10 protein-coding genes are annotated in these 11,379 nt (G+C 55.9%); 6 read left to right on the plus strand and 4 right to left on the minus strand.

Annotation, left to right across the window (positions count from 1 at the left end; genetic code table 11):
- Positions 1-25: 25 nt before the first annotated feature.
- The 4 genes from FY206_RS24175 to fdhD all read right to left on the minus strand — a co-directional run bounded on the left by FY206_RS24175 (position 26) and on the right by fdhD (position 3,092).
- On the minus strand, positions 26-709 hold the full coding sequence (locus FY206_RS24175; RefSeq protein ID WP_077064422.1) for a fimbria/pilus chaperone family protein: 684 nt from the start codon (positions 707-709) through the stop codon (positions 26-28).
- Between the two features lie 62 nt (positions 710-771).
- On the minus strand, positions 772-1,488 hold the full coding sequence (locus FY206_RS24180) for a DUF1120 domain-containing protein (protein ID WP_032644330.1): 717 nt from the start codon (positions 1,486-1,488) through the stop codon (positions 772-774).
- Positions 1,489-1,928: 440 nt separating this feature from the next.
- Complete coding sequence (locus FY206_RS24185) at positions 1,929-2,141, minus strand: YdgH/BhsA/McbA family protein (protein ID WP_014072382.1); 213 nt, start codon at positions 2,139-2,141, stop codon at positions 1,929-1,931.
- Between the two features lie 114 nt (positions 2,142-2,255).
- Entirely contained in the window at positions 2,256-3,092 is an 837-nt protein-coding gene (gene fdhD / locus FY206_RS24190) for a formate dehydrogenase accessory sulfurtransferase FdhD (protein ID WP_032644329.1), read from the minus strand.
- A gap of 371 nt (positions 3,093-3,463) precedes the next feature.
- Here fdhD and fdnG point away from each other — a divergent pair, with 371 nt between their 5' ends.
- The 6 genes from fdnG to FY206_RS24220 all read left to right on the plus strand — a co-directional run bounded on the left by fdnG (position 3,464) and on the right by FY206_RS24220 (position 11,368).
- Positions 3,464-6,514: a formate dehydrogenase-N subunit alpha gene (gene fdnG / locus FY206_RS24195; protein WP_086379740.1), complete on the plus strand. Its 3,051-nt coding sequence runs from the start codon at positions 3,464-3,466 to the stop codon at positions 6,512-6,514.
- Between the two features lie 12 nt (positions 6,515-6,526).
- Positions 6,527-7,429, plus strand: coding sequence for a formate dehydrogenase subunit beta (gene fdxH, locus FY206_RS24200; RefSeq protein WP_008501831.1), 903 nt, complete (start codon positions 6,527-6,529; stop codon positions 7,427-7,429).
- Positions 7,426-8,061, plus strand: coding sequence for a formate dehydrogenase cytochrome b556 subunit (gene fdoI, locus FY206_RS24205; protein WP_077064423.1), 636 nt, complete (start codon positions 7,426-7,428; stop codon positions 8,059-8,061). Before fdxH ends, fdoI begins: the two co-directional genes overlap by 4 nt.
- Positions 8,058-8,987, plus strand: coding sequence for a formate dehydrogenase accessory protein FdhE (fdhE, locus tag FY206_RS24210; RefSeq protein WP_010436850.1), 930 nt, complete (start codon positions 8,058-8,060; stop codon positions 8,985-8,987). Before fdoI ends, fdhE begins: the two co-directional genes overlap by 4 nt.
- Positions 8,988-9,158: 171 nt before the next feature.
- Positions 9,159-10,853 carry a ShlB/FhaC/HecB family hemolysin secretion/activation protein gene (locus tag FY206_RS24215; RefSeq protein ID WP_032644323.1) on the plus strand — a complete coding sequence of 565 codons (1,695 nt, stop codon included), beginning with the start codon at positions 9,159-9,161 and terminating at the stop codon, positions 10,851-10,853.
- A 2-nt stretch (positions 10,854-10,855) separates the two neighbouring features.
- Positions 10,856-11,368 (plus strand): toxin-activating lysine-acyltransferase, encoded by a 513-nt coding sequence (locus FY206_RS24220; RefSeq protein ID WP_032644322.1) that lies wholly within the window; start codon positions 10,856-10,858, stop codon positions 11,366-11,368.
- Positions 11,369-11,379 lie beyond the last annotated feature (11 nt).

Below are 11,379 nucleotides of genomic sequence, written 5' to 3' on the forward strand. Positions count from 1 at the left end.
CCATGTATTGTTAAATTTACGGTTGTTATTTCAGCTCAACGGTATAACTCTGCGCTTTATAGCCATAGCGTGTTGCAGGGTATATTTCAATTTTCTTCTCAGACGACGCGACTTTTCCTTTACTGCTGGCCGTCATTTTTTCGCCCGGCAATATATAGGTTTTTGGGAACTGAACAAAAACACCCGATGGTATTAACTTTGCTTTTTGCTCCATGCGGACAACGTAAGGCGTTTTGTTCTCGACAATGATGTTCCCATTACTGATATTCCAGGTCAGATCCTTCCACGGCTCCAGATTAACCGCCAGTCCGGCTGGACGGATAATAACGGGCAGGTTCTGACTAAAGCTCACTTTGACTTTATTTTTCTCACGCTGAGGAATGGCGGTAAAGATAACGCGCTTAAAATGTTCCACCTTCAGCGGTTCAGCGCTGCTTTTCAGCACAAAGCGCACGCGCTGGGTTTTGCCCGCATCCACACGGACCACGGGCTGCGTAACAATCAGGCCGGGTTTAGGATCATCGGGTAAATCAATCAATTTGGTATACAGAAGCTGTGCATCACCGTCCGTGTTTTTGACGTCCATGCTGGCGCCCTGCTCGTCTTCATTCACAATTAACAACGACGTTTCTGGCACCATTCCGGCAGCCAGGATATTAAACGAGGCGAGCAAACCAGCGCAGATCAGCGTTCTATTTAACAGCAGCATAATATTAGTCCATTAATATTGAAATAATACTCCACTTACGTGGAGTATTTTCTATAACTCTATTACAGATAAACCAGCTCAACGTTGGTTAAACCATCCAGCGTCGCTTCATCGGTAATATCGAGATCGTTGGTTGGGCTGATCTGCGCCATGATACCGACAATAAAATTAACCTGTTTCTGTGCAACAGGTGCATCGCCGCCTGAAACATCGGTAAAGGAATACGTCTCACTTTTATCCGTAACAACTTGCAAATAATGTGTCCCGGCTTTAGTACCCCAACCTGAAGTGGCACTTGCATCTCTCGCAAAAATTGGGTAAAGATTTTCACCCTCATCATTTGTTAAGGTACCCGCATCCTTCTTAATTCCCATTGAGTAAGCACCAATCTTCTTGCTGTTATACATACCCAGGCCTGATGTAGCTGCCGTTGTAAGAAGAAAATCAGTGTCAGAATAAGGTACCGGCAGGGTTGCCGTTGGCGCGGAATCAGAATGCGCATCGTTGAAGGTCACACCCACACGGGTGGCTTCTTCGCAGGTAATCGTAATTGGGATAGTTTTCACATCCGACAGGGGCGTCCACGTAGTATCATTCAGTGACGCAACTTTAATGGTACCGAAGTCAGCGATACCCGTACCGGAAGTGAATGCCGGCGTACAGGAGGCTGGCACAATTTTACCCGTAACCTTAATATCAACACTCGATGCCGCCATTGCAGAAGACGCTGTTACAGCCAGCACGGAGGCCAGCAACCCTTTTTTAAATATCGCGTTCATTTTATTTCCTTATATAGGTGAAAAACAAAACAAACCAGATAATGAATATCTGGTCAGGACTTATTACAACAGTTTGTTTGGTGGAAGGTAGCACCTCAGATAACACTGATCAATATTTCAAAATCCTTTTAGGATTTACGCTTGAGGAATTCCTTAAAACGTAAGATCAATCATATTAAAACCGTATATAAAACCGGTATCAGATAACAAAAATGGCACAACACATTCATTTTAATGATACATTCTGAAGACTGGTCTGACCTTGTATTTAACTTGTGTATAGAATTGCTAAATTTCAAACAAAATAGACTAAAGAGGAGAAACGTTTACAGTTTCGTTAATCAGGAATATACAAGATGATATGCGGGAAATTCGGAGAAGGAACAGCAGAAAGGAAACCTGTCCCCGCTCCGAAGAGCAAGGGACAGCGGCTAAACGACTTATTTATTCAGTTCAGCGGTCATGTGTACGCGGTTACCGGAGAACGCCTGGGTAATTTTGTAGGATGATGCACCCGCTTCCTGAGCCTGCGCCGCGATTTTCGCTTCTGCGCCATCAATGGTAGAGGCGGTTGCGGTTACGGTCTGCGCAGCAAAAGAACCGAAAGAAGTAGCCAGAGCGATTACAGCGACAAAAGTTTTGATGCTTTTCATGATTTAAACCCTTTCGTTAAGTTGTTTAGGTAAGGCACCGTGCCTTGATGAGATAAATACTAGACCTCATCGTGGACAACTAAAAGCGGAAGGATTTGCTATTATCATTCAAAATTATTGATTAACTATTAATCGCTGTGGATGGGTATAAATTGTCGCCCTTCCCGGCTTGCAGAAGCCCACCAGCGTCAGGTTGCAGCGCTCCGCGACCTCCACCGCCAGCGTGGTCGCCGCCGACACTGCAAATAAAATTTCCACGCCGCACATGGCCGATTTTTGCACCATCTCATAGCTGGCCCGGCTGGAAACGAGCGCCGCGCCCTGTTGCCAGAGCTCGCTTTCCCGCGCCCGGCGACCGAGCAGCTTATCCAGCGCCACGTGGCGGCCCACGTCTTCGTGCCCACCGGCAATCTCTCCCGACGGCAATACCCACGCCGCTGCGTGCGTGCAGCCGCTCAGCTGGCCGATGGGCTGCACGTCGTTGAGATGCTCAAGCGCAGGGTCGAGGTTTGCCAGATTAAAGGTCTGGGTAAAGGGCAGTGGCGCAACGGGTTTGCCGATGTCATTGAGCTGCTCAACGCCGCAGACGCCGCAGCCGGTGCGCCCGGCCAGCGCGCGGCGGCGCTCTTTCAGCCCCATAAAGCGACGGCTGGAGAGTTCGATTTGCACTTCAAGACCGTTGCACGCCTGAACCACGTCCATCCCGTAGATCTCCCGCGGATGCGCAATGATGCCTTCCGACAGAGAAAAGCCAATGGCGAACAGCTCGAGATCCTTCGGTGAAGCCATCATCACCACGTGCGAAATACCGTTGTAAACAAGCGCAACGGGCACTTCTTCCGCCAGCAAATCGGGCGTGGCGTGGGTAATGTGGGGCGGTCTGCGCACCGACAGTTCCACAATGCCTGCAGGCAGCGGTGACGAGTGGGTAGCACGGTTTTGTTTAGACACAGCGGTATTCCTGAACAACCACGGAGGTGAGCCTGCTATTGCAGCATAAACGACAGGCCTTACGCATAGTATGGATCAACTTTTCGACAATCATTCTCCTACTCATTCAGAAGGGGTGCAACCCGGCCAGCGCTACACGGCTTTAACATGCAGGAGCAATATCGTGATCCGTATCACACTTTATAATCAGCATGGTGATAATACGTTCACTTTGTATTAACGCCATTAGAACAGGTGTACCGACATTGTGGTATTCTGATGATATCCCTCGGAGAAATGAGGGATTAACGCAAATTTTTTCCTTTGCGGTCAATTCTCAACCGCGAAGTCAAAACTACATATGTAAGCAATGTCGAAACAAGGAGTGACCCATGCAGGTCAGCAGAAGGCAGTTCTTTAAGATCTGCGCTGGCGGTATGGCAGGCACCACGGCAGCGGCGCTGGGCTTTGCCCCCAGCGTAGCGCTGGCGGAAACGCGGCAGTATAAACTGCTGCGCACCCGTGAAACCCGTAATACCTGTACGTACTGCTCTGTCGGTTGCGGGCTGTTGATGTATAGCCTCGGCGACGGTGCTAAAAACGCCAAAGCGTCTATTTTCCATATCGAAGGCGACCCGGATCACCCGGTCAACCGCGGCGCGCTGTGCCCGAAAGGGGCCGGTCTGGTGGACTTTATCCACTCCGAAAGCCGCCTCAAATTCCCGGAATATCGCGCGCCTGGCTCCGACAAATGGCAGCAAATCAGCTGGGAAGAGGCGTTCGACCGCATCGCAAAACACATCAAAGAAGATCGCGATGCCAACTTTGTTGAGAAGAACGCCGACGGCGTGACGGTCAACCGCTGGCTCTCCACCGGGATGCTGTGTGCTTCTGCCTCCAGCAACGAAACCGGCTATTTAACCCAGAAATTTACGCGCGCGCTCGGTATGCTCGCGGTCGACAACCAGGCGCGTGTCTGACACGGACCAACGGTAGCAAGTCTTGCTCCAACATTTGGTCGCGGTGCGATGACCAACCACTGGGTCGACATCAAAAACGCCAACCTTATTGTGGTGATGGGCGGTAACGCCGCTGAAGCGCACCCTGTCGGGTTCCGCTGGGCGATGGAAGCCAAAATCCACAACGGTGCGAAACTGATTGTGATCGATCCCCGCTTCACGCGTACGGCGTCAGTGGCGGATTTCTACACCCCTATTCGTTCAGGTACTGACATCACTTTCCTGTCAGGCGTATTGCTTTACCTGATGACCAACGAAAAATATAACCGCGAATACACCGAAGCCTATACCAACGCCAGCCTGATCGTGCGTGAGGATTACCACTTCGAAGATGGCCTGTTCAGCGGTTACGACGCCGAAAAACGCAAATACGACAAAACCAGCTGGAACTACGAGCTGGATGAGAAAGGTTTTGCGAAGCGCGACACCACCCTGCAACACCCGCGCTGCGTGTGGAACCTGCTGAAAGAGCACGTTTCCCGCTACACGCCGGAGGTAGTCGAAAACATCTGCGGTACGCCGAAGGCGGACTTCCTGAAGGTGTGCGAGCTGATCGCCGAAACCAGCGCGAAGGATAAAACCGCGTCGTTCCTGTACGCCCTCGGCTGGACGCAACACTCCATCGGCGCGCAGAACATCCGTACCATGGCGATGGTTCAGCTCCTGCTCGGGAACATGGGCATGGCAGGCGGCGGCGTGAACGCCCTGCGCGGTCACTCCAACATTCAGGGCCTGACCGACCTCGGCCTGCTGTCGCAAAGCCTGCCGGGCTATATGACCCTGCCAAGCGAGAAGCAGACCGACCTGCAAACCTACCTCACGGCCAGCACGCCTAAACCGCTGCTGGAAGGCCAGGTGAACTACTGGGGCAACTATCCGAAGTTCTTCGTCTCGATGATGAAAGCCTTCTTCGGCGACAAAGCGACGGCGGAAAACAGCTGGGGCTTTGACTGGCTGCCGAAGTGGGACAAAGGCTACGACGTTCTGCAGTATTTCGAGATGATGCACCAGGGCAAAGTGAACGGCTATCTGTGCCAGGGCTTTAACCCGGTGGCCTCGTTCCCGAACAAGAACAAGGTTGTTGAGTCTCTGTCGAAGCTGAAGTTCCTGGTGACGATTGACCCGCTCAATACCGAGACCTCAACCTTCTGGCAGAACCACGGCGAATCGAACGACGTCGATCCGTCGAAGATTCAGACCGAAGTGTTCCGTCTGCCGTCCACCTGCTTCGCGGAAGAGAACGGGTCTATCGTCAACTCCGGACGCTGGCTGCAGTGGCACTGGAAAGGCGCGGACGCCCCGGGCATCGCCATGAACGACGGCGAGATCCTGGCCGGTATCTTCTTGCGCCTGCGTAAGATGTACGCGGCTGAAGGCGGCGCGAACCCGGAACCGGTGCTGAACATGACCTGGAACTACTCGACGCCGGAAAACCCTGCGCCGGAAGAAGTGGCGATGGAGAGCAACGGTAAGGCGCTGGCGGACGTTATCGACCCGGCCACCGGCACCGTGCTGGCGAAGAAAGGCGATCAGCTCAGCACCTTCGCCCATCTGCGCGATGACGGTACTACGTCAAGCGGCTGCTGGATCTTTGCCGGTAGCTGGACGCCGAAAGGCAACCAGATGGCCAACCGCGACAACGCCGATCCGTCGGGCCTCGGCAATACGCTGGGCTGGGCGTGGGCGTGGCCGCTCAACCGCCGCATTCTCTATAACCGTGCCTCCGCTGACCCGCAGGGCAACCCGTGGGATCCGAAGCGTCAGCTGCTGAAGTGGGACGGCGCGAAATGGGGCGGCGTGGATATTCCGGACTACAGCACTGCCGCACCGGGCAGCGACGTCGGGCCGTTTATCATGCAGCCTGAAGGGATGGGACGCCTGTTTGCCATTGATAAGATGGCAGAAGGGCCGTTCCCGGAACACTACGAGCCGTTTGAGACGCCGCTGGGCACTAACCCGCTGCACCCGAACGTGGTCTCTAACCCGGCAGCCCGTATCTTCAAGGGCGACTTTGAAGCGCTGGGTAAAAAGGACAAGTTCCCGTACGTGGGCACCACCTACCGTCTGACCGAGCACTTCCACTACTGGACCAAGCACGCGCTGCTTAACGCCATCGCGCAGCCGGAACAGTTTGTGGAGATCGGCGAGAAGCTGGCGAACAAGCTCGGCATCGCCCATGGCGATACCGTGAAGGTCTCCTCTAACCGCGGCTACATTAAGGCCAAGGCGGTGGTGACCAAGCGTATTCGCACGCTGAACGTTCACGGTCAGCAGGTGGATACCATCGGCATCCCAATTCACTGGGGTTATGAGGGCGTGGCGAAGAAAGGGTTCATTGCGAACACCCTGACGCCGTTCGTCGGCGATGCGAACACGCAGACGCCGGAGTTTAAGGCCTTCCTCGTGAACGTGGAAAAGGTGTAACGGAGACGACCTATGGCTTATCAATCTCAAGACATTATCCGTCGTTCCGCGACTAACGGTTTCACGCCCGCGCCTCAGGCGCGGGACCACCAGCAGGAAGTGGCGAAGCTTATCGACGTGACCACCTGCATCGGCTGTAAAGCCTGTCAGGTGGCCTGCTCGGAGTGGAACGATCTGCGTGACGAAGTGGGTCACAACGTCGGGGTGTACGACAACCCGGCGGACCTGACCGCCAAGTCCTGGACGGTGATGCGTTTCTCTGAAGTGGAGCAGAACGACAAGCTGGAATGGCTTATCCGCAAAGATGGCTGTATGCACTGCGCGGATCCGGGCTGCCTGAAGGCATGTCCGTCAGAAGGGGCTATCATTCAGTATGCCAACGGCATCGTCGACTTCCAGTCCGAGCAGTGCATCGGCTGCGGCTACTGCATCGCGGGCTGTCCGTTCGACGTACCGCGCCTGAACCCGGAAGACAACCGCGTCTACAAATGCACCCTGTGCGTGGACCGCGTTACCGTCGGCCAGGAGCCTGCATGCGTGAAGACCTGCCCAACCGGCGCTATCCACTTTGGTTCCAAAGAGGATATGAAAACGCTGGCGGCAGAGCGCGTGGGCGAGTTGAAAACCCGTGGTTACGACAACGCGGGCCTGTACGATCCGGCCGGGGTGGGCGGTACGCACGTGATGTACGTGCTGCACCACGCCGACAAGCCGAACCTGTATCACGGCCTGCCGGAGAACCCGGAAATCAGCGCCACCGTGAAGTTCTGGAAAGGCATCTGGAAACCGCTGGCCGCGGTGGGCTTTGCTGCGACCTTTGCAGCGAGCATCTTCCACTACGTCGGCGTCGGTCCGAACCGCGCGGAAGAGGAAGACGACAACCTGCATGAAGAGAAAGACGAGGTGCGCAAATGAGAAAACGTGACACCATCGTGCGCTACACCGCGCCGGAACGCATCAACCACTGGGTCACCGCCTTCTGCTTCATGCTGGCGGCGATAAGCGGGCTGGGGTTCTTCTTCCCGTCCTTCAACTGGCTGATGCAGATCATGGGGACACCACAGCTGGCGCGTATCCTGCACCCGTTTGTGGGCGTCATCATGTTCGCGTCGTTCATCATCATGTTTTTCCGCTACTGGCACCATAACCTAATCAATCGGGATGATATCTTTTGGGCGAAGAATATTCGTAAGATCGTCGTCAACGAGGAAGTGGGTGACACCGGGCGTTATAACTTCGGCCAGAAATGCGTATTCTGGGCGGCGATTATCTTCCTGGTCCTGTTGCTGGTGAGCGGCGTGATCATCTGGCGTCCGTACTTTGCGCCTGCTTTCTCAATCCCGGTGATCCGATTCGCGCTGATGCTGCATTCATTTGCCGCAGTGGTGTTAATTGTGGTTATCATGGTGCATATTTACGCCGCCCTTTGGGTGAAAGGCACCATTACCGCGATGGTGGAAGGATGGGTCACCAGCACGTGGGCGAAGAAACATCACCCGCGCTGGTACCGTGAAGTCCGAAAGACAACGGAAAAGAAAACTGAATGAGTATTCGCATAATCCCGCAAGATGAGCTGGGGTCGAGCGAGAAACGCACGGCGGATTATATTCCGCCGTTGTTATTCCCCAGACTCAAGAACCTCTACAACCGCCGCGCAGAGCGTCTGCGCGAGCTGGCAGAGAATAACCCGCTGGGCGATTTTCTGCGTTTTGCCGCGCTGGTTGCCCACGCGCAGGAAGTGGTGCTGTACGACCACCCGCTGCAAATGGATCTGACCGCGCGCATCAAAGAAGCCAACGCGCAGGGCAAGCCGCCGCTGGACATTCACGTCCTGCCGCGCGACAAGCACTGGCAAAAGCTGCTGCATTCGCTGATTGCCGAGCTGAAGCCGGAGATGAGCGGTACCGCGCTGGCGGTGATCGAAAATCTGGAAAAAGCCTCTGACCTGGAGCTGGAAGAGATGGCGAGCGCGCTGTTTGCCTCCGACTTCTCGCTGGTCAGCAGCGATAAGGCGCCGTTTATCTGGGCGGCACTGTCGCTCTACTGGGCGCAGATGGCCAGCCTGATCCCCGGCAAAGCCCGCGCCGAGTACGGCGAGGCGCGCCAGTTCTGCCCGGTCTGCGGCTCCATGCCGGTCTCAAGCATGGTGCAAATCGGCACCACGCAGGGGCTGCGCTACCTGCACTGCAACCTGTGTGAAACCGAGTGGCACGTGGTGCGCATCAAGTGCAGCAACTGCGAGCAGACCCGCGATCTCAACTACTGGTCGCTGGAAAATGAAGAAGCGGCAGTGAAAGCCGAAAGCTGCGGCGACTGTGGGACCTACCTGAAGATTCTGTATCAGGAAAAAGACCCCAAAGTTGAAGCGGTGGCCGACGATCTCGCCTCGCTGATTCTGGATGCCAAAATGGAGCAGGAGGGCTTTGCCCGCAGCTCGATCAACCCGTTCCTGTTCCCGGGTGAAGGGGAGTAATCTCCCGTAACCGTGCCGGGCGGCGCAAGCCTGCCCGGCCAGTCATATCTGCTTTAGTCCGCTTCCGCACTTCACCCCACTTTCAGATTTTATTTAGCCGCCACGCGTAGAAAACTCGCGGTGACTTGGTCACGATCCCCTGCAAGAAAACATTACATTTTGCAAGGGAAAATGTTGGAAAGGGAATTTCTACCGGTAGCAACGAAGCGCACCGGCTTTTTTGTCTGTGCTGTTCTCAGCCTTTCATCGGGTGCCCTTGCCGCGCCGGGTGATGAGCCGTTTATCCTGCAACAGCAGCGTCAGCAGGCGCTGGAAACCCAACTGACGCCCCAGGCGCCTGACGTCCGGCTGCAATCTCCGGCAGCCAGTAACGAAAGCGGCGAATTTGCCGCCGAAACGCCCTGCTTTACAATCCACGACGTCACGCTGACTGGACAGGACGCCCTCCCGCACTGGGTGCCGCTGCAGCGCATGGCGAATCAGGCCGTGGGCAAATGCCTGGGCGCTAAGGGTATCAACCGCATCATGAGCCTGCTGCAAAACCGGCTGATCGCCCACGGCTGGACCACCGCCCGCGTGCTGGCTCCCGCTCAGGATTTAAAAAGCGGCCATTTAGCGCTGGCCGTTATCCCAGGGAAAATCCGCCACGTCACGTTGACCGATAACAGCAGCCGCGGGTTATGGCTTTACAGCGCCTTTCCGGCACATGACGGTAACCTGCTGGACCTGCGGGATATCGAGCAGGGTCTGGAGAACCTCCAGCGCCTGCCCACCGTCCAGGTTGAGATGGATATCGTTCCGGCTGAACAGCCGGGTGAGAGCGATATCGTGATTACCCGCCAGCAGAGCAAATTCTGGCGGCTTGGCCTGTCGCTTGATGATTCTGGCTCGTCGTCAACGGGCCGCTATCAGGGGGTGCTAACGCTGTCGCTGGATAACCCGCTGGCGCTGAGCGATCTCTTCTGGTTTTCCATTAACCATGACCTGCAAACCGGGCCGGAAAAAGGCAACCAAAACCTCAGCGCCCACTGGTCAGTTCCCGTGGGCTGGTGGGCCTTTTCCGTTACCGGCAGCGATTACCACTACCACCAGACCGTGGCGGGGCTAAACGGCGACATTCGTTACAGCGGCAAAAGCCAGAGTCTGGTGGCGCAGGCCAGTCGGGTTCTGCATCGCAGCAGCGCACAAAAAACCACGTTCACCTGGGACGTGGAGAGCCGGACAACGAAAAACTACATCAACGACACGGAAGTGGAAGTTCAGCGCCGCCACGTCTCCTCCTGGAAGGCCGGGCTTCAGCATCGCCACTATATCGGCCCCGCCACGCTTGATGCTGGCATCAGCTACCAGCGCGGCACGCGATGGTTTGGCGCCCAGCCAGCCCCCGAAGAGACGTTCGATGAAGCCACGGCGCTGGGCCGAATTCTTCGCACCAACGCACGCCTGAGCCTGCCGTTTGCACTCAGCGCACAGCGCTTTCGTTACGACGTGGCATGGCAGCGTCAGACCAGCAACACCCCGCTCACGTCACAGGATCAGTTCGCCATCGGCGGGCGCTGGACGGTGCGCGGCTTTGACGGCGAACGCACGCTAAACGCCGATCGCGGCTGGCTGGTTCGAAACGATCTCTCCTGGCAGACCCCGCTTGCCGGTACCGAGTTCTATCTGGCTGCCGACTACGGCGAGGTCGCGGGCAACGGCACGGAGTACCTGACGGGTAACCACCTGGCCGGTGGCGCGGCGGGCCTGCGCGGTGCGCTCTGGAAAGTGGGTTACGACGCCTTCGCGGGCGTGCCGTTCTCCCGCCCGGACGGCTTTAAAACCAGCCCGGCAACCTTCGGCTTCAACCTCAACATGGATTTCTGAGTATGCGCTATGGCGATTTGACGGTTCATTGTCCGCTGCTCCAGAACGTCGCGCTGAGTGAAGCCGAAGTGCTGGGCGCGTCGGTCTGGCTTTGGATGCATTCCCTTAACCACCGTGACGCGCCGCTGCACGTCCTGCCCGTGGTGCTCCTGCCCATCATTAAACGCCAGCAGTACGTGCTGGTAGAGGAGAAAGGACGCCCGATCTTTTTTCTGAGCTGGGCATGGATGAGCGAAGCCGCCGAACGCCGCTATCTCACCCAGGAGACGGTTCTCCTGCCGGAAGAAGACTGGTGTAGCGGCGATCGGATGTGGTTTCGCGACTTTATCGCGCCATTTGGGCACGCGGAAGCCCTGTTTCGCCTGGTACGCGCGGAGATTTTTCCGCACCACGTCGCGCGCTTTCTCTGGCATCGCGGCAATGAGAAAGGCCGTCGTATCAAAACGTTTTATGGCAGGCAGGTCACGCGCGAAGCGCTGCTGAACTGGAAACACGCGCACCCGCTGCACGGATAAAAATAAAAAGG

Origin of the sequence: Enterobacter chengduensis (assembly GCF_001984825.2) — a bacterium.
Taxonomy (GTDB): domain Bacteria; phylum Pseudomonadota; class Gammaproteobacteria; order Enterobacterales; family Enterobacteriaceae; genus Enterobacter; species Enterobacter chengduensis.

Coding starts and splice junctions, on each gene's coding strand:
- fdoI (WP_077064423.1), top strand. CDS start 7,426: ATGAGAAAACGTGACACCATCGTGCGCTACACCGCGCCGGAACGCATC.
- FY206_RS24215 (WP_032644323.1), top strand. CDS start 9,159: ATGTTGGAAAGGGAATTTCTACCGGTAGCAACGAAGCGCACCGGCTTT.
- FY206_RS24180 (WP_032644330.1), bottom strand. CDS start 1,488: ATGAACGCGATATTTAAAAAAGGGTTGCTGGCCTCCGTGCTGGCTGTA.
- FY206_RS24220 (WP_032644322.1), top strand. CDS start 10,856: ATGCGCTATGGCGATTTGACGGTTCATTGTCCGCTGCTCCAGAACGTC.
- FY206_RS24185 (WP_014072382.1), bottom strand. CDS start 2,141: ATGAAAAGCATCAAAACTTTTGTCGCTGTAATCGCTCTGGCTACTTCT.
- fdhE (WP_010436850.1), top strand. CDS start 8,058: ATGAGTATTCGCATAATCCCGCAAGATGAGCTGGGGTCGAGCGAGAAA.
- FY206_RS24175 (WP_077064422.1), bottom strand. CDS start 709: ATGCTGCTGTTAAATAGAACGCTGATCTGCGCTGGTTTGCTCGCCTCG.
- fdxH (WP_008501831.1), top strand. CDS start 6,527: ATGGCTTATCAATCTCAAGACATTATCCGTCGTTCCGCGACTAACGGT.